Genomic DNA, 18,365 nt, shown 5'->3' with positions numbered 1-18,365 from the left:
TTCGCCTCTATCGCGATCCGGCTCCCGTTTTGGTAATTTGATGCGACTTGAATCACGCACCAGGGAGTCGGTGTGACTGCGACAACACAAGATATTTTTCTTAAGGGCAATCGGGTAAACCTCGAGCCGCTATCACGAGAGCATATTCCAGCCATGGAAATTGCGGTAACCGACGGCGATTTGTGGGAGCTGTGGTTTACCGGCGTGCCCCGTCCTGAAGATGTCTCTGCCTATGTTGATAAAGCGCTGGCAATGCAGGCTGAGGGTACCGCTATTGCGTTTGCTGTGAGGGATAAGTGCAGCGGTGACATAGTTGGTTGTACCCGAATCTGCAATTGGGAAAGGCCCCATAATCGACTGGAGATTGGTTATACCTGGTATGCCAAACGCTGCTGGCAGACGGGTATTAACAGTGAATCGAAATTGCTGCTGATGACCTATGCCTTTGAAACTCTCGGCGTGATTGCCGTTGAGTTCAGAACCCACTGGCACAACCACAGATCCCGCCAGGCTATCAGCCGCCTGGGTGCCAGGCAGGATGGCGTGCTGCGCAATCACAGAATCACACAAGATGGCATCCGCCGCGATACTGTGGTGTTTTCGATTCTCGACAGTGAATGGGCGGCGGTAAAACATGACCTGGAATTCAGATTGCAACGTCATGCGTAGCTTCGGGAACACTAATTAAGACAGGGCTGTCCCAGGATGACACTGAGCCCTGGAGTTGAAGCTTCATATCAGGGGAAAGATGATGAAATTTAAAATGACATTTTTGGCTGCAGTATTTTGCTCTCCAATTGCGATGGCGGGTGAGGCCGAGCAAGCCTTTACCGGTGAATTGATGGATTGCGCTGCTTATTACCAGATAGCATCGGAAGCCATTGCCGCGGTTGACTCTCCGCAAATGGCGGCTGTGTCATCCAGGCTGAAATCTCAGGCTACGGAAGCCCAGAATCTGGCAGGCCAGTATCTTGGTGCTGAAGCCCTGGCTGAGGCGTTGGAGCAAGCAAGACAGAACAAGATTATGACCATGAAGGATGCCAGCGATCTGCGAGGCCTTATGGCAACTTACAAGGATAAATGTAAAGCCATTATGGCGGACCCCAAGGCCAGACTGGATTACTGGATCATGGCAACAATGTAATTGCGCTGGCCACATTAACTGGCAGGAGAAATCGGATGACACCAGGAATATTGGTTGCGGCCTTTTTAGCACTGGCTGTATTGATAATGCAGTTAAAAGAGCTGAGAGGGGAGTCGTTGGAAAACGGCGTTTCCCAGCGTTGGATTGCCGGACTCATGGTTCCTCAGGTGTTGGCGGTTATCGTGTTGGCGGCCGCCGGTTTCGAGCTGCTTAATCTTGGCCAGAATTACACTTTGTTACTCTTTATCGCTCTGCAGTATGCCCTGGCCGCCATCTGGGAAATCTACCGATTGAGCACTGAAGAAAGCCCGGCGAAAAGCCTTTCTCGCTGGCTATGGTTGGTGCAGGGGGCAGTAACTGCGGTATTGCTCTCAAGTTTTTTGTAACCGTTATTCGTTGTGCGGCTTTGCATGGATTGCAAATTAGTTTAAACAGTATTGGCTTGTCTGCCATTGCAAGGCAGACTGCTGAACTGGCAGGGAAAGTTGTGAGCTACATAGAATGATAACAGTAAACGGGCTGACCAAGTCCTACCGCATGGGGGAGGCAGAAGTTCAGGCCCTTAAAGGGGTCGGCTTCGAGATTAAGGCCAATGAATTTGTGGCCATTATGGGCCCCTCAGGTTCCGGTAAATCCACTCTGATGAATATTATTGGTTGCTTGGACCGCCCCACGTCCGGCAGCTACCGTCTTAACAACCGTGAAGTCGCAGAACTCTGCGACGATGACCTTTCGGCAGCCCGTAATCGGGATATCGGGTTTGTATTCCAAAGCTTCCACCTGTTACCCCGTCTGTCTGCACTGGACAATGTGCTCTTGCCACTGCGTTTCTCTGACTCTCCTGCGGGTGATGAAACCCACGCTAAAGCCCTGCTTACCAGAGTTGGTCTGGACACACGCATGGACCACAGACCCAATCAGCTGTCGGGTGGTCAGCGTCAACGGGTAGCCATTGCCCGTTCACTGGTCAATCGACCTGCCATTTTGTTGGCTGATGAACCTACCGGGGCGCTGGACAGTAAAACCTCGGTGGAGATTATGGAACTGTTCACCGAGCTGCACCGGGCCGGACAAACCATCATTTTAGTGACTCATGAAGAGGAGGTCGCTGCTTATGCCCAGCGAATCATTCGCATGCGGGATGGTCAGATAGTCAAAATAGAAGAGCGTGATAATCATGCTGCGTAACCTTTCTCTTTGTTTAAGTCTTGGTGCACTGTTGGCCATTCCTCTACCTGCGTCGGCATTGGTGCTGTCAGGGCAGATTGCCTCAGCCGAATCCCAGCGTTTTACTGTCCCCAAAGCCGGCAGAGCCTGGCGCTATCAGATCCAGTGGATGCTTCCCGAAGGGGAGGTAGCCAGTCCGGGGCAGACAGTGGTGATATTTGATAAAAGCGAGATCGATAATCAGATTGAGCAGTTGGAAGCGACTTTGCTAAGGGTAACGGCTCAGGAGCAAAGTCAGAAAAATGAGCTTCAGGCTGCTTTACTGCAGGCCAGATTTAATCTCAAAAAGACCAGACTGGAGGTGGAAAAAGCCGGTTTGGATGCCGAGATCCCGGCTGAGTTTATTGCGGCAAAAGAGTACGCCGATAACCAGTTTAATTTGCTGCAAACCAGGGCTGAATTGAGCAAGGCCAAAAAAGCCCTGGAAGAGGCGGAGGCCAGGCAGAAAGCAACGATGGAAAAGCTGGCTCTGGACCGCGAAGAGGCGCGGCTCAAATTGGAACGCGCCATGACAGATCTCGACAGTCTGGAGTTGAAAGCCAGATTTGCCGGCCCCTTACTTTATGCCTACAACTTCCGCTCCAAACGCAAGACAGAGGTTGGTGATACTGTGCAGGTCGGACGCTTGATTGCGGATATTCCAGCCATGGATGGTTTGCAGGTAAAAGCCTGGGTGAATGAGGTTGATATCGACAAACTGGCCATAGGCGACAGTGCCACACTGAGACTGGATGCCCAGTTAGAAAATGAGTTTAACGCCAGAGTCACCCGAATCAGTAGCCAGGCACAGCAGAAGCAGGCCTGGGGGCAAAGTAACTGGTTTGAGGTGGAGCTGAGTATTGATGCTCCGGATCTGGTGTTGCAACCGGGCATGAGTGTGCAGGTGGTATTGGAGGAAAAATCCAATGGCTGATAACAGAAACCTGTTGGCATTGCTGATGGCGACACTGGTCCTGTCCGGCTGTGAAAAAGCCCCTTTGACTGAGGTGACTCAGGGAGCCTTGCCTCAGTCCATTGAAGTGACCGGAGAGTTGGAATCTGCCGGGACTGTATCCATGATGCCACCGGCACTGAGGCGGGTTTGGCAATATCAGGTGAAGCAGTTAGCACCGGAAGGAAAGCAGGTCAGCGAAGGGACTGTGGTGGCCAGTTTGGACACCTCGGAAATTGCTCAGCGACTTCAGGTAAAGCAGGCGGAGCTGGATGCCACAGTGCAGGACATAGAAACCTCACGACTCAGAAATGCACAGAAGATAGAGGAACTTAAACTGGATCTTGCTCAGGCTCAAATGGAGCATGAAAAGGCAGATATGAAGTTCAACATCTCTGATGACACTGTTGCCAAAATTGACAGGCTCAAATATCAACGGGATGCGGAAATCGCCAAAGACAGAGTAGCCCTGGTTAAACGTAAGCTGGAACTGGAGAAAGCGAGTATCACCCAGCGCGAAGCCATGCTGGAAGGCGACAGGCAGAAGTTTGCATCTGAGGTGAGTGCTCTGCAGAACGCGATTAAGGCGATGACGCTCAAGTCCCCAAGAGAGGGGATTCTGGTTTATGGCACAGATCCCGAGGGCAACAAAATTCAGGAAGGTCAGTCTATTTTTGCCGGTGGCACGGTCGTCAGCATCGCTGATTTGACTATGATGCGGGTCAAAATGGAGATACCTGAAGTCGAAGCCCGACGTTTGGCTTTGGGGCAAAAGGTGAGTATTCGTCTCGATGCCAACCCAGAGCGCAGATTTCTGGGGCAGATCACCGAGCTTGGCGCCGTATTCAGGCCCAAGAATCAGGAGATGCCGTTAATGGTATTCGACGCCCTGGCCAGTATTGACGACCCGGATACCGAACTCATGCGTCCGGGGATGACTGCCAAAATCAAAATTGAGCTGCCTTCCCGTGCCGATGCGATGTTATTGCCCAGCAGGGCCGTGCATTACGATGCAGGAGAAGCCTATGTGTTTGTGCCATCCCTGTTTGGTGACCGACGCCAGCCGGTTGAAGTCGGCGTCAGGGGAGATGGCATGGTAACCATAGTCGACGGTTTGACCCCGGGTGATGAGGTACGCATGCCATGAGACTGATTTATGCAATGTTTACCCTGGGGCTGTTGGCTGCCTGCAGTGATGGTGCGCGCCAGGATGTATTGACCATGACTGTGGCCGACTCCGGGCTGGAAGTCAGGATCCCCGCCCAGGGAGAGCTGGAGGCCAGCCAATCCACAGCGGTCACGGTTCCTCCCCGCCTCAGAGGACCTCAGTCTCTGGCCTGGATCAGGGACAACTTCAGTGAAGTAAAGGCCGGGGACGTTGTTGCCAGACTGGACCCTTCACGGGAGAGCCACAATCTTGAGCTGGAGCGTTTTGCCTTCGACAAGCTGGGTCTGGACAAAGAGATACAGACTGAGAAAGACACTACTGCCAGTCGCCAGCTGAACCTGGATGCTGACGTCAACGATGAAGAGTTGGAGCTGGCAAGACGGTTTTTCAGCGAGGATGAGCGTGTCTACACCAAGATAGACATTATCGATCAGATGCGTAATCAATCCTACCTGGAAGCCCGGCAGGACTATCTGGGGTGGGGACTTGATCAGCATGACAGTCAGGCACAGGCGGAGCAATCTTTGCTGGAGCTGAAACAGAAAAGCCATTTGAGCAAGATGAACCGATACGAGAACAATCTGGCCTTTATGGAGATCAAGGCTCCCCATGATGGCATTTTTGTCTATCGCCGTGGCTGGAGTGGTGAAGAGCCAGCGATTGGTGACATGGTGTGGTCGGGCATGGAGATAGGCATATTGCCTGATACATCCAGGATGCAGGCCAGACTCTATGTACTTGAGTCCGAAGCCGCGGGACTGGCCGTTGGCAAACGGGCTCAGGTGAGGCTGGATGCATACCCTGAAAGGGTTTTCACTGGCACAGTATCTCAGGTGGACGCGCTGGCCAAACCCAGAGAGAAAGACAGCCCGGTGAACTACTTTGAGCTGGTGGTCGCACTGGATGAGACCTTGCCCGGGTTGATGAAACCCGGACGTCAGGTCACCGCCAGCATAGATGTGCTGGATTTGGACACTGGCATTACCGTGCCTAACCAGGCTTTGTTCCAAAAGGATGGTGAGTATTGGGTATTTGTTCGCGATGGCGGCGAGTTTCGTCAGCAAACAGTGGAACCTGCGCAACGCAGCCTTAACCGCACAGTGATTGCCAGTGGATTGCAATCTGGTGATGTCGTGGCACTGACCCGGCCGGGAGAAATAAGATGAGACAGTCGGGGATCTGGCCGGGTATTAATCAGGCCTTTGCTGAAATGCGCCACCATAAACTGCGTACTGCTCTGACGTTGTTGGGGATGATATTCGGTGTCGGGGCAGTGATTGCGATGCTGAGTGTGGGGGAAGGGGCGGAAAAGGAAGCGCTTAAGATGATTGAGTCCATGGGCGTACGCAATCTGGTGGTGGACAGTCGTCCTCTGACAGGTGAGTCGCTTAAAGCGGTGCGGGAGCACAGTGTCGGTCTCAGCCTGCGGGATGTGGATTCGGTTGGTGATACCTTGCCCTTTATCACCCAGTGGAGTGCAGAGAAGCAGATAAAAACCTATAGCCTGTTCAGCGCCAATGGTACCAGTGATGCCAGAGTCGTGGGTGTCACGCCCAGCTATTTTTCACTCAGTGCCATGAAGCTTGCTTCCGGGCGGGCGATCAATGAAGACGATGAACTTCACTATACCCAGGTGGCGGTATTGGGCCCCGAGGCTGCCAGAAGTTTGTTTCCCCGGGGACAGGCGCTTGAGCAACTGATCAAGGTCAATCATCAGTGGTTTACCGTGATTGGGGTGCTGGCCGAGGGGGAGGAGATTAAGTCCAAAATTGAAGGCGTTAAACTCGGCGGCGAGCGTAACCAGGTGTTTATTCCCCTGAGTACCGCACTGAAGAAGATGAATATTGCTCCACTTGAAGATCAGCTGGACAGGCTCAAGCTGGCTCTGGCCGATGGCGTAGAACCGTCTTTGGCCGCGGCATCTTTGAATCATCTGCTGTCACGTCGCCATGGTGGTGAGCAGGATTTCGATGTGGTGGTTCCGGCGGATCTTTTGGCGCAACACCAGCGCACCCAGAATATCTTTAATATCGTGATGGCTTGTGTTGCCGGGATCTCCCTGCTGGTAGGGGGGATAGGCATTATGAATATTATGCTGGCCACCATTCTGGAACGAACCGGGGAGATCGGGTTGCTCCGGGCGCTGGGTGCCAGACAGAAAGATATTGCCAGACAGTTCCTGCTGGAGAGTGTGGTGATTTCAGCCACAGGCGGGCTTATTGGTATTGCCATGGGCATGTTGTTGGCTATGGTGATTGCAACCGCGGCGGGTTGGCCGGTTGCCTGGTCCCCTTTTGCTATTTTGCTGTCGCTGGGGGTTTGTATGGCGGTAGGCATAGGCTTTGGCCTGTACCCGGCCAGAAAAGCGGCGCAGCTTGATCCTATAGTGGCATTGCAGCGGGATTAATACCCAAATTAAAGAAGGGAGCATCTGCTCCCTTCTCCATTTATATGAGTATTGAAATGAAGTATTGGCTTTCAGCACTGGCTCTGGGCTTTTTCGGATTTATTCTTTGGGTTATCTATCTGGCCAATACTGGCCAGCAGAGCATCTTTTTTCAGTTTATAGCAGGAGTCCCCTACGGCGATAAGTTGGGGCATTTTGGCTTGTTTGGAATGCTGACCCTGGTCGCCAACCTGGCCTTGTCCTGTCGATATTGGCGTATTGGCAGGGTGACGATATTAACAGGGACTTTATTGGTTACCCTTTTTGCATTGTTGGAAGAGGGCAGCCAGGCCTTTCTCCCTAATCGCACTCTCGACTGGCAAGATTTATTGGCAGATGCAGCCGGGATTATTTTATTCAGTTTTGTGGCTGTGAAAATGTATGCCTGGATGAGCCGCCACTGAACAGGACTATATCTCTGCCACTAAAAGGTTTAACTGCGCTCACTAATGAATCGGGATTAAAGTGAGAGCCAATGACTATTGTCCTGACAAATACCAGGGTTATATCTAAGGTAATAATTGTCCTGTAAATAAATTTGATAAACTCAACAAAATAAATGGAATGGCTGTTTTTGTTTATCACGCTGTTTTTTATTGGTAAATATAATTTTGTTTCGAGCCTGTTTTCTCAATAAAACAAACAAATGATTGTGGTGGTTAATATTTGAGCGGTAAATACCTATAGAGAGTAAATATGCAGTGACATAGGTTGTATGTTGCTACTTTGTTGACATTTTATTGTAACTCCTGTCTTGTATATTAGCGTAATCTGGGGTTGAGTTATGCGGTATCAAATCCCGGCTGAAAACTAAAGGCAAACGTGAAGCCTGTACCGGCTTACACCTTGGTTAATTTGCCAAGAAATAACTGTCAATAGACTTTTAGGGGTTTACCATGTCCAATTCAAGACGTGTGCTGGCGCTCGCTTTGAGCGGGGTCAGTATGATGTCCTATGCTGCCGATGATCTTATTATTACTGAATATGTAGAAGGCAGTTCTCTTAATAAAGCGGTCGAAATATATAATCCAACTTCTGCTTCTATCGATTTATCCGCATATCAACTCGATATCTATTTCAACGGTTCAACCAGTGCCAATACCCGAATTTCACTGAGTGGAAATCTGGCCGCCGGTGACGTTTATGTTGTTGCCGATGATGGTGCTGATCCTGCTATTTTAGCGGTCACTGATCTCACCAGTTCAGCCAGCTTTTTTAATGGTGATGATGCCATTGTGCTGCAAAAGAACGGCACTGTGGTAGACAGTCTGGGCCAGGTGGGCGTTGATCCGGGTAGTGAGTGGGGCAGTGGTGACCTGTCTACCGCCAACAATACCCTGCGCCGTACTGAGTTGACTGCCGACACTATAGTGGACGATGCCGTGACTCTGGCAGGCTGGGAAGGCTTTGCCAATGATACCTTTGATGATCTGGGCAACTACGACGGTGGTACTACACCGCCACCTCCACCGCCGGTAGATTTTGCCTGTGATATTGAAGCAACAGCGATTCATGCTGTTCAGGGTAGCGGCGATGCCAGCCCTCTGGTCAATACCACCGCGGACGTTCAGGCCGTGGTTACTGCTGTCATGCCTGGACTGAAGGGCTTGTACGTACAGACGCCTGATGCGGACGTTGATGCTGACGCCGCGACCTCTGAAGGTCTGTTTATTTACCTGGGGACAACGGATATCAGTTATCAGGCAGGTGATCTGGTGCGTTTCCGTGGTCAGGTGACTGAGTTTTACAATCTGACTCAGTTGGGCAGCATCAGTGATGAGCTGCTGTGTGGCAGCGATCAGGTTATGCCTTCCTCTGTATCGGTAAGCTTGCCGGTGACTGAGGTCGGTGATTTGGAAGCCTTTGAAGGCATGTTGGTGAAGTTCCCGCAGAATTTGGTCGTCAACGATGTCTATAACCTTGCCCGCTTTGGTGAAGTGATTCTGGGCTCAAGTCGCCACTATATTGGGACTCAGGTCGCTGAGCCGGGCGCGCCTGCACTGGCGGTATCCGCTGCCAATGCCAAAGACTCGATTGTGATGGATGACAATCAAACCGCGCAGAACCCGGATCCTGTTGTATATCCTGCACCTGAGCTGAGTGCGGCCAACACCCTGAGGGTGGGGGACAGCGTCACGGATCTGGATGGCGTGCTGCATTATTCATTCAGCAAATACCGTGTGATGCCGACCGAAACCGTGAACGTAGTTCACACCAATGCCCGTACTGAGGCGCCTTCACTTGAAGGTAACCTCAAGGTAGCCAGCTTTAACGTACTGAACTACTTCAATGGTGATGGCGTGGGCGGTGGCTTCCCAACCCCACGTGGTGCAGATACTGCTGAAGAGTTCACCCGTCAAAGAGACAAAATCATCAACGCTATGCTGGCAATTAACGCCGATGTGTTTGGTTTGATGGAGATTGAAAACGACGGATATGGTGCTGACAGTGCCATTGCAGATCTGGTTAACGGACTGAATGCTGCTGCCGGCAGTACCGAGTTCGCCTACCTGAACCCAGGTGTATCGCAAATCGGTACCGACGCCATTGCAGTTGGTATTATCTATCGTCCGGCTGTAGTCAGCCCGCAAGGTGCTGCTTCTATCCTGGACAGTGGTAACTCTCCACTTGATGCAGATGGGCAGCCGCTGTTCCTGGATACCAAAAACCGTCCAATGCTGACTCAGGCATTTACCCATGTCGCCACAGACGAATCCATGGTGGTAGCGGTCAATCACCTTAAGTCCAAGGGCAGTAACTGTGACAGCCTGGGTGACCCGGATCAGGGCGACGGTCAGGGTAACTGTAACCTGACCCGTACCCGTGCAGCTGAAGCTATCCATACCTGGTTGGCCAGTGAGTATCCTGAGCAGGCTATTGTGGTTATGGGTGACCTGAATGCTTATGCCATGGAAGATCCTGTGACTGAGCTGGAATCTGCAGGTTATGAAAACCTGTTCACCCTGCTTGAGAAGCCTGATGAGTACTCCTATGTGTTCTCCGGTGAAACCGGCAGTCTTGACCATGCATTGTTGAATGCCGCTCTGGCCGAGAAACTGGTGGATGGTGCACATTGGAATATCAATGCCGATGAGCCAAGGGCGCTGGACTACAACACTGAGTTTAAATCTTCGTCCCAGCAAATCGATTGGTATGCAGCAGATGCTTATCGCTCATCTGATCACGACCCTGTCATTCTGTCTTTGGATATGACGCCGACCAATGCCTTGCCGGAAGCTGCCTTTGAATATCAGGCAAACCGTAACCGCGTGCGTTTCACCTCAACCTCAACTGACTCTGATGGTGAGATTGTCAATTGGATGTGGGACTTTGGTGACGGCAGCACAGGCTCTGGCGAGCAGGTCAACCACAGGTTCGGTGCTTCCGGAGATTATCAGGTTACTTTGACAGTGACAGATAATGCGGGAGGTCAGGCGAGTGTGACTCAAACCGTGACGGTAGATGCCGGTCGCTCTCCGGTTGCCCGGGTTTATCATGCAAGCTTCTTCCGTCTGCATTTCTTCCTGTCGCGCAGCTATGACCCGGATGGTCGTGTTGTCAGCCACAACTGGGAGTTCAACGATGGCACTGTCAGAAACAGCCGCTTTGCCATCTATCGTGGTCGCGATGCCGATGAAGTGACACTGACAGTGACCGATGATAATGGTCTGCAGGACAGCACCAGTGTGAATTTCTGACACTGATTCTGTTGTGATTAAGCCGGCGCTGTCAGCGCCGGCTTTTTATTTTCGACATCCTGTGAAGTATTAGGGTCTGTTGACCTTTCATGGTTGAATTTTGCTCGAGATAGACGCGCTTTAATCGCGACGGAAGGTGTGCCGCCTAGTGGGCCTAAGCAAATACCTTGCAACAAAGAGTAAAGCGCGTATAGCCGAGCCCTTCGCGCAGCGTTTGTCGTCGCTTTCTACTGCATTAACGCTCATTTATGTAGAACAACTACACCGCAATCGCGTTGCTTTGTATAAAACAACGACAAAGAGCTGCAAAAACCATCTTCAAAGGTCAACAGACCCTATTAGTCCCGCAAGACGATTTCCCGTTTTTGTCATCATGACAAGCTGTATCTGTATTGGGATAACCGGGAACTATGATGAAACTAATTGGGAAAACTGCGCTTATTACAGGTGCCAGCAAAGGGATTGGAAGAGCCATTGCCAGGCTGTTTGCCAGTGAGGGCGCAGTGGTGATCTGTTGTGCCAGAAACCAGACTGAACTGGACCTGCTTATCTCAGAGATTGAGTCAGATAATGGGCGTGGAGTTGCAGTGGTTGCTGATGTTACCAGGCCAGAGCAGCGCCGGGCGTTGATGGAAAAGAGCGTCGCGGTCAGCGGTAAAATTGATCTTCTGGTAAATAATGTTGGCGGAGGCGGCCCCAACAACGCATTGGAATGTCAGTCGGAGCTTCTTGAAGAGCTATTTGCCTTTAATGTGACTCCGGCATTCGCTCTGACTCAGTTGTGCGTGCCTTATATGGGTGATGACGGGGCGATTATAAATATCTCCTCAGCGGCAGCTCGCTACATACAAACCCAGTTTACGGCTTATGGAACGGCTAAAGCCGCTTTGTCACATTTAACCCGTTTATTGGCCCAGGAGCTAGCTCCCGGTATCCGGGTTAATGGTATTGAGCCCGGTCCTGTGCTGACTGATGCCTTATTGGCTGCGGCCCCGGAGCAGATGCTGGATACCATGTGCAAACGCACTCCACTCAAGCGGATGGGAACCCCGGAGGATGTTGCGCAGGCTGCACTGTTTCTTGCCAGCGACAGCTCAAGCTGGATAACCGGCAAGATGCTGGAGTTGGATGGCGGCGCTGAACAGACTGTCTGGCCCGGTTGAACACTATTACCTGACCAGCTCGACTCTTGTTGGCTCCTGTGCCAGCATGGTCAAAATTTAACTGGAGAGGTTCGGATTTGTCAGGGAAAGAGTTGGGTACAGGCGCGCCCACGGGAGAGAGGCTGAAGAGTCTGGATATTATCAGAGGGTTTGCGCTGCTGGGCTTGCCCTTTATGAATATTATTAGTTTTGCCATGCCCATGAGTGCCTATTTGAACCCCATGTCATGGGATACTGATAATCCTCTCAATTACCCCTTCTTTGCTGTTTCTTATCTGTTTTTTGACCAGAGGTTTATGGGGCTGTTCGCTCTGCTTTATGGGGCCGGGGCCGCTTTGTTATGCGACAAGCTTAGAACCGAACAGGGCAGTGCAGGCGGCATTTTTATCAGACGCCAGTTGTGGTTATTGGTGATCGGGATAAGCCATGCCTGGTTTCTCTGGAACGGCGATATTCTCACCTTGTATGCCATGCTCGGCTTTATGTTGTTTCCTCTGCTTAATCTCAGAGCGGTTAACTTGATGATCATCGCCGGCCTGTGTTTGGCTGGCGCGGCTTTCCTGGGAACCATGGATGGCGTCAGTCATGAGGCATTGGGCGATGCGGCCTGGCGGGATTTGGGGGCTTTTTTTGCGCCGGATGCTGAACAGCTGATTGCGATGAAAGCCTTCTATCAGGGTGATTATCAACAACTGATGCATTTTCTGCGAGGGGCCAATTGGGATGGTGGCGAAATGGCTACCGGAGCTGACTTCGTGTTGCTGAACTGGTTTTTCTCTGTGGCACTCAAGGCATTTGCCATGATGTGTATCGGCGTTGCTCTGCTGCGCATGGGGTGGCTCAGCGGCAGCGCGCCAGTCCGGCTCTATCAGAGGTTGGCATTTGCAGGTGTGGGCGGCGGTTTTGCATTGTCTTTGTTCGGGCTTTGGTGGAATCATGATATGGGTTGGAGTATGTCCGCCTGGTTCAGTTTTGGGCTGGTGCCCAATATTCTGGCGTCGACACTCATGTCCCTGGGATACCTTGGACTCCTTTGCCTCTGGATCGGGAGGGGAGACGGGGGGAAAACGCTGCAAAAAGCATTGGCCAATGTTGGACGCATGGCATTAACCAATTATCTGGGGCAGTCATTGATTATGGCGCTGATCTTTTTCGGCTATGGACTTGGTTGGTATGCGCAGTTGGGCCGGGAGGCACTGTTTTTGGTGGCTGTGTGTATAGGCTTGATGCAGATTGTCGTGAGTGGATTGTGGCTGGCGGTATTCAGGCAAGGACCTATGGAGTGGCTGTGGCGGGCATTGACCTGGTGGACTCTGCCGCCACTGCTTAAACGCAATTAGGGTTATTTCTTAACCCAGCTACCCTGAGCGCTCTGAATAAATTCTCCGGACTTGGCAGCGGCAATCGCCTTGGCACCAACTTGCTGCTCCACAAAAGCCAGACTTACGCCATTTTGTTTGGCGATTTTTTGGTACTGAGCTTTACGCTTGGTATTGACTTCCAGCATCACTGCGGCGGCGTCACTGTTGGCAACCACCTGGCCCAGATAGCCATTAAGTTGCTCACCCAAATACCCCTGTGACTTGGCTTCCTGCAGTGTCATGGCAAAAGCACTGGCACACAGCATCAGGCTTATCATCAGGCCGGCAAGATATTTCATATCAGGACTCCTTTTAAAACAGGCTTTTATCAGTCAACAAGCTATCCAGCTCCTTGTCGACTTTGATGCGGATGTCGTGTTCAACCTTGACATTAAGGTCTATCACTATGGGCTTGTCCGGGGGCTCAATTTTGACCGTTGGAGTACAGGCTCCCACTGCCAGCAGCAGTAGAACAAGTGTCGACGTCTTGGTGATTACATTCACTGAAATTCCCCTATTCGAGTGAGTCTTGCAGCTGTTGTTGCAGTGTGTTGCCTATTTGCAGGCTTTGCAACAGTTGCAGCAGATTTTCCTCATGGTTGTAGTTGAATTCTATAGGTCTTTCTATACCGGGACTGCGGCCTTTAACCTGAACCTTAAGCTCGGCTTCCCCCCCGGGTTGCATATCAAAGGTACTGGCCAGTGTGTTGTACTCCAGATGTTCCAGCGCATTAAATGCAAAATCCAGATGTGGCTGAGATTGCCTGAGTGACAGCACAGTTGGGTTGTCGGTCACCGCAATCAGCCCTCCTGGCGCTCTGGCTGCAAGACGACCGCCACTGACACTGATCTTGCCCTTTTCAATTTTAGCGGGCAAAACACCATCAAAGATTCCGGTTGCGGTGACGCCTTCCAGTGGTTGTAACGCCAGCAATTGCGGCAAGCTTAATCCCTGTAGTACCAGATAAGCATGGGAAGTATCGTTGCGGCTCAGGTTAAACTGAGGCAATAAAAACTCACCACCCAACAGCTCGCCCCCACCTTTGATATTCAGTTCGCCCCCATCGCCCAGGGTGTCAATATCCATTTGGCCATCGAGTGTAATGTCGTTGATCGGTAGCCCAGGATTAAAGGTCTCCAGTGTGACAGCCAATTGCTGACAGTTAACTGAATTTGAGTCCGAGGAAAGCTGGCATACTGCCGAGACTTTGCCATTCTCAGCACTGACAGCGCCTTTACTGGCTTTAACCAGACTCAGCCTTGGCGCAAGCTTAAGCTGCCATTGGCCAAGCTGCATCTTCCGGGCTTGAGGCTCAATCTTGTCATCACCAAGAAGAGGGCGACTGAGAATTGGCAGGGCTAAATTCGCCTGGCCTGACACCTGGGTTTCCAACATACCACTGAGGCTAAGCTCCCTGGGGCGATATTGCTTCCACATTTCTGCGGGCAGAGTGGAGGCCAGTAGCTGCTCCAGCGTGGGCAGCAGGCTTTGATTTTGCCATTGTCCGGTAAGGCGCCAATTCTGTTGGCCCATATTCACAAGCTGGTGGTGACTGGTGACAGGCAGGGCGCCAATTTGCCAGGTCTCACTGGTGGTCATTTGTCCCGTTTGGCCGGTAGCCGTGGGTTGCCACTGCAGAGACTGTTTCAGGCTGGTAAGAGGCAGGTTCCATAGCTCCCCTTGCTGATTGAGCTTCAACTCTCGGGCTGAAATATCCAATGACATGGCCTGTGGTGCCTGTTTGTCCAGCGGTTGCCACAGAGCGAGTTGCTCACCACTGGCACTGAGCTCTGCGACGCCGGAAAGCTCACGGTTTAATGAGATGAATCTAAAACCCTGTGTGGACAGTGCAAACTGAGGCTTATGCAGGCTCAGTTTATCGCCATTCATGCCCAGACTCAGCTCAGCTTTCATAGAGGGGGAGGTGAGTGACAGTCTCTGCTGGTTCTCAGCCATTTCACCATCAAGCTGGTTTGCATCCAGTTGCAAACTTGCGCTCAAGAGCAGCTGGGAAGAGGCGGGCTGTGGAGCGTCAGCCTGCTTTTGAGAACTCTTCTCAGGGCTAAAAGCTGCAGTCAGCTTGCCTTCTCCTTTGAGCTTGCCCTGTTTGATAGACCACTGGTTTAACTGTGATGCATTTAGGTGTGATGTACTTGACTGAGATAAATGTGCAGGTGGCTGTGTGCTCTTATTTTTAGCTGAGTTGCCGGCAATAGAGTGAAGGGGCCAATTGAGTTCCTGGAACTGGAGCTTGGTGTACCAGTCCGAGCTCACACTGCAACCTTGTGCGCAGCTGAGTTCAGTTTGCCTTAGCGACAAAGCTTGTTTGCCTGCACTTAGCCGCAACTCTCCCGGGCTTTGCACTCTGAGGAAAGTGTTTGTCCGGTTATCTTCCACAACGGCATGGGAAACCTGTATTGGCTGTTGCCAGGCAAGTTGAAGTTCACTGCTGTTATTCAACTCCAGTTTGTTGGTGACAGCCAGCCAGTTATCTGATTGAGGCAGCAGAGCGAAGGCGTTATTCAGCTTTAGGCTGCCGGGCGATAGCGTGATGCTGGTTCCTTTACCCCTGGCTGAGTCTTGTGAGCTTGAGCTCAGGGAAAATTCGATACTGTCTGAACCTAGGGAGATAACTTCAGCATTTTCCCGGGTATCTGGGGTGGCGCTGGGTTTGTTCTCTTCTCCGACTATATCTTTGGTTGTGCCTGTCCCGGAAAATTTGGCAACCAGAGTGTTCAGAGGGGCGGAGACAGACAATGACCTGACTTTTCCTGTTAACAGCAGCTGTCCATCAAACTGATAATCAAGATCCAGATGGGCATTCCCTTCGAGCTGTAATTGGCTGATAGCCTCCAGTATTTCCCTTGTTTGTGCCGGGATTAAGGCTGTGAGGAGTGGGTGCTCCTCAAGTTGCTGTAGCGTTTGATTCCACAGGCCAAGGGGACTTTGGGCATCCAGATGCACCGCAGAGCGGCTCAGTTCACCGGTTAATTGGATTAATGGCTGCTGTGGCGCTTGCTGAGAATTTGATAAGTAGGCTGGATAAAGATCCCCTGCAAACCTGATGCTGTTGGCAGCGCTGCGCTGAGCTTTGTCTTCCCCTGTATCTGCGGGGCTGCTGTTTAAGCCAACCTCTTCAAAACTAATGTTTCCAAGTCCAACGTTCTCAAAACTAATATTTCCAATTCTCAGGGGCAGTCCGGCGAGATTGAGTTGGGCTTGCCGGAGCTGAATTGAAGGCAGCGGGGGCAAAGGTTCGGATTGGGAACCGGGGGCCGTTCCCGGGGTTATGCTTTTGCGGGGCAGCAATGCCGGGGGCAGGCGGATCAGGTTTAAATCCAGCCGTTGCAGTTTAACTTGGGTCTTGCCAACTTGTTCCATGGAGAACTGGTAGAAGGGGACGGGAAGCTCTAGCTGTAAGCCGGTCAGGGTGAGCTGATTTCCCCGGTTTTCAAGCTGTAACCGGTCAACAGCAATGGTATCAGAGTCAGTGAGTTTGAAATCAAGCTGTTGAATTTGGATTTGGTGGGGTTCAAGTGCCTGATTGACGAGCGTTTTGGTCAGCCATTGATAGTTGAGCAGCAAGATGACAGTGGCTGCCAGCAGTATGCCGGTCAGCCATAGCAGCAGTTTTCTGCCTGTCATCAAAGGGCCTAGAGCCAGCGAATGCTTGTGGTCAGAACATGTTCCTGCCCCGGCTCCAGTACCAGTTTATCTTCCAGTACGTTAGCCGCTTCATGGCAAACCATGGTCAGGTAATCTTCATCGTTAAAACGACTCAGCCACTTTGATTTGTCAATCCAGGGGTTCCACAATACTGCTGACTGACTGTTTTCACGGCTCACTTCTATGGTGCCGTCCGGTGTGTGCAGCAGCTGAACCGGTCCCAGCTCGGTATAGACTCTGTCGGTTTCTTTATCGAATCTGACTTCATCTCCTTCCTGCGGATAGGGACCTTTGGCAAACTCGATATACTTTGCACCGCTGAAACCTGTCGCTTTCAACTGATGAATATCGCCAATGGGGAAGTAAGTATGTAAAGCCTGAGTCAGAGTGATTGTGTCATCGCCAGAGTTGCGGTTGATGAGGCTGACTTTGAGTGTCTCTGTCAATTCAAACTCTACGGCAACCTGAGTGTTGTGGGGCCAGAAAACCTTGTCAGCTTCGTCGATATTAAGGACAAACCTCAGACGCGCCACTTCATTTTGCATTTTGACCGATTCCAGCGACCAGATGCGGGTGCGGGCAAAGCCATGTTGCGGGAACCCCTCTTTATCGCTCATGCCAAACCATGGCCAGCATACTGGAATACCGCCGCGGATCCCGTTCCCGGGCTGATAGTCATCGGCTTCAGAGACCCACAGCAGCGGGCCTTTTCCTGTCGGCTCAAAGTAATCGATTTGCGCACCTTGCATAAAGATGCGGGCCTTGCAAAGTGTGGTGTTGATTTCAACATATTCCAACCCGTTGGAATGGGTTTTAGTCGTCACAGAGCCCATGATAATTCCTTAATTTGTCTCTAATCCGCTTAAGCTTACCCCTTTACGTCTGTTGGTATAAGTCGACTCGTGCGGAAAAGTGTTTCACTTGATGAAAATTCATCAAGGTATTGGCTTAGATAGATTTTTTGAAAACCAACATGCGATTATTAGCTGGCATGGGAAGGTCTTCCAACAGACTCAGACCAGCGTTATCTGCCCATAGTCTCAGTTCGTCCATTTCCCGTAATCCTGACAGAGGATCCCTGCTTTGCAGAAACTGGTCGAACTCCCTGTTTGACTCCGAAGTGTATTCACCCTGATAGCGAAAGGGGCCATATACAAACAATGTCCCGTTTGCATGGAGATGGCTGGCTGCACACAGGAAGAAATCCGGGACAGCTGAGCCGGGCATAATATGCAGTGTATTGGCGCTGAATATCGCATCATACCTGCACTCACCCCTTGAGCGGGTAACATCCAATTCAACCACTGTCGGCAGGTTGGCACGTTCAGTCTGGTTTTGTCTCAGCCTCAGGTGAGGCAGGTTCGCAGCAAGATCTGACATCTGCCATTCAAGCGCAGGCAGATTGGCAGCAAAAAAGGCTCCATGCTGGCCTGTTCCGCTGCCGATTTCTAATAGCCTCAGCGCCTGTTTCAGCCTTGGTTTCAACTCGTCGAGGATCGGCTGTTTGTTGTTTTCACAGGCCTGGGAAAAGGGCAGGGATGAGGCCATTGGGATCTCCTT

General features: G+C 51.4%; 17 protein-coding genes. 12 read left to right on the top strand and 5 right to left on the bottom strand.

Going from position 1 to position 18,365, the window contains the following annotated elements; all coding sequences use genetic code 11:
• The first annotated feature begins 72 nt into the window (after positions 1-72).
• The 12 genes from ACFOE0_RS08470 to ACFOE0_RS08415 all read left to right on the top strand — a co-directional run bounded on the left by ACFOE0_RS08470 (position 73) and on the right by ACFOE0_RS08415 (position 13,117).
• Positions 73-669 carry a GNAT family N-acetyltransferase gene (locus ACFOE0_RS08470; RefSeq protein ID WP_248937659.1) on the top strand — a complete coding sequence of 199 codons (597 nt, stop codon included), beginning with the start codon at positions 73-75 and terminating at the stop codon, positions 667-669.
• Between the two features lie 79 nt (positions 670-748).
• Positions 749-1,144 (top strand): hypothetical protein, encoded by a 396-nt coding sequence (locus ACFOE0_RS08465; RefSeq protein ID WP_248937660.1) that lies wholly within the window; start codon positions 749-751, stop codon positions 1,142-1,144.
• Between the two features lie 35 nt (positions 1,145-1,179).
• A complete protein-coding gene (locus tag ACFOE0_RS08460; RefSeq protein WP_248937661.1) occupies positions 1,180-1,530 on the top strand; it encodes a hypothetical protein in 351 nt (116 codons plus the stop codon).
• 115 nt (positions 1,531-1,645) lie between these two features.
• Entirely contained in the window at positions 1,646-2,332 is a 687-nt protein-coding gene (locus tag ACFOE0_RS08455) for an ABC transporter ATP-binding protein (RefSeq protein ID WP_248937662.1), read from the top strand.
• The gene (locus ACFOE0_RS08450; protein WP_248937663.1) at positions 2,322-3,284 is read left to right on the top strand and encodes an HlyD family secretion protein; all 963 of its coding nucleotides are present in this window, start codon (positions 2,322-2,324) and stop codon (positions 3,282-3,284) included. The genes ACFOE0_RS08455 and ACFOE0_RS08450 overlap by 11 nt, the downstream gene beginning before the upstream one ends.
• Positions 3,277-4,449 (top strand): efflux RND transporter periplasmic adaptor subunit, encoded by a 1,173-nt coding sequence (locus ACFOE0_RS08445; RefSeq protein ID WP_248937664.1) that lies wholly within the window; start codon positions 3,277-3,279, stop codon positions 4,447-4,449. The genes ACFOE0_RS08450 and ACFOE0_RS08445 overlap by 8 nt, the downstream gene beginning before the upstream one ends.
• A complete protein-coding gene (locus ACFOE0_RS08440; RefSeq protein ID WP_248937665.1) occupies positions 4,446-5,636 on the top strand; it encodes an efflux RND transporter periplasmic adaptor subunit in 1,191 nt (396 codons plus the stop codon). Before ACFOE0_RS08445 ends, ACFOE0_RS08440 begins: the two co-directional genes overlap by 4 nt.
• Positions 5,633-6,877: an ABC transporter permease gene (locus ACFOE0_RS08435; RefSeq protein WP_248937666.1), complete on the top strand. Its 1,245-nt coding sequence runs from the start codon at positions 5,633-5,635 to the stop codon at positions 6,875-6,877. The genes ACFOE0_RS08440 and ACFOE0_RS08435 overlap by 4 nt, the downstream gene beginning before the upstream one ends.
• 56 nt (positions 6,878-6,933) lie before the next feature.
• A complete protein-coding gene (locus ACFOE0_RS08430; RefSeq protein WP_248937667.1) occupies positions 6,934-7,320 on the top strand; it encodes a VanZ family protein in 387 nt (128 codons plus the stop codon).
• A gap of 492 nt (positions 7,321-7,812) precedes the next feature.
• Positions 7,813-10,614, top strand: coding sequence for an ExeM/NucH family extracellular endonuclease (locus ACFOE0_RS08425; RefSeq protein ID WP_248937668.1), 2,802 nt, complete (start codon positions 7,813-7,815; stop codon positions 10,612-10,614).
• Between the two features lie 410 nt (positions 10,615-11,024).
• Complete coding sequence (locus tag ACFOE0_RS08420) at positions 11,025-11,777, top strand: SDR family NAD(P)-dependent oxidoreductase (RefSeq protein ID WP_248937669.1); 753 nt, start codon at positions 11,025-11,027, stop codon at positions 11,775-11,777.
• Between the two features lie 77 nt (positions 11,778-11,854).
• On the top strand, positions 11,855-13,117 hold the full coding sequence (locus ACFOE0_RS08415; protein WP_248937670.1) for a DUF418 domain-containing protein: 1,263 nt from the start codon (positions 11,855-11,857) through the stop codon (positions 13,115-13,117).
• A 2-nt stretch (positions 13,118-13,119) separates the two neighbouring features.
• Here ACFOE0_RS08415 and ACFOE0_RS08410 read toward each other — a convergent pair whose 3' ends face one another.
• From ACFOE0_RS08410 to ACFOE0_RS08390, 5 genes are all read right to left on the bottom strand, one after another.
• Positions 13,120-13,437 (bottom strand): YdbL family protein, encoded by a 318-nt coding sequence (locus tag ACFOE0_RS08410; protein WP_115138206.1) that lies wholly within the window; start codon positions 13,435-13,437, stop codon positions 13,120-13,122.
• Between the two features lie 13 nt (positions 13,438-13,450).
• Positions 13,451-13,633, bottom strand: a complete 183-nt coding sequence (locus ACFOE0_RS08405) for a YnbE family lipoprotein (RefSeq protein ID WP_240317127.1) — start codon at positions 13,631-13,633, stop codon at positions 13,451-13,453.
• Between the two features lie 19 nt (positions 13,634-13,652).
• Positions 13,653-16,784, bottom strand: coding sequence for an intermembrane phospholipid transport protein YdbH family protein (locus ACFOE0_RS08400; protein WP_248937671.1), 3,132 nt, complete (start codon positions 16,782-16,784; stop codon positions 13,653-13,655).
• Between the two features lie 8 nt (positions 16,785-16,792).
• Positions 16,793-17,638 carry a D-hexose-6-phosphate mutarotase gene (locus tag ACFOE0_RS08395; RefSeq protein WP_248937672.1) on the bottom strand — a complete coding sequence of 282 codons (846 nt, stop codon included), beginning with the start codon at positions 17,636-17,638 and terminating at the stop codon, positions 16,793-16,795.
• 115 nt (positions 17,639-17,753) lie between these two features.
• A complete protein-coding gene (locus tag ACFOE0_RS08390) occupies positions 17,754-18,353 on the bottom strand; it encodes a DUF938 domain-containing protein (protein WP_248937673.1) in 600 nt (199 codons plus the stop codon).
• Between the last annotated feature and the right edge of the window lie 12 nt (positions 18,354-18,365).

Source organism: Shewanella submarina (genome assembly GCF_042646185.1).
Lineage (GTDB): Bacteria > Pseudomonadota > Gammaproteobacteria > Enterobacterales > Shewanellaceae > Shewanella > Shewanella corallii.
Note: the sequence above shows the minus strand (reverse complement) of the source record. Positions and strands in the feature narration are given on the sequence as shown.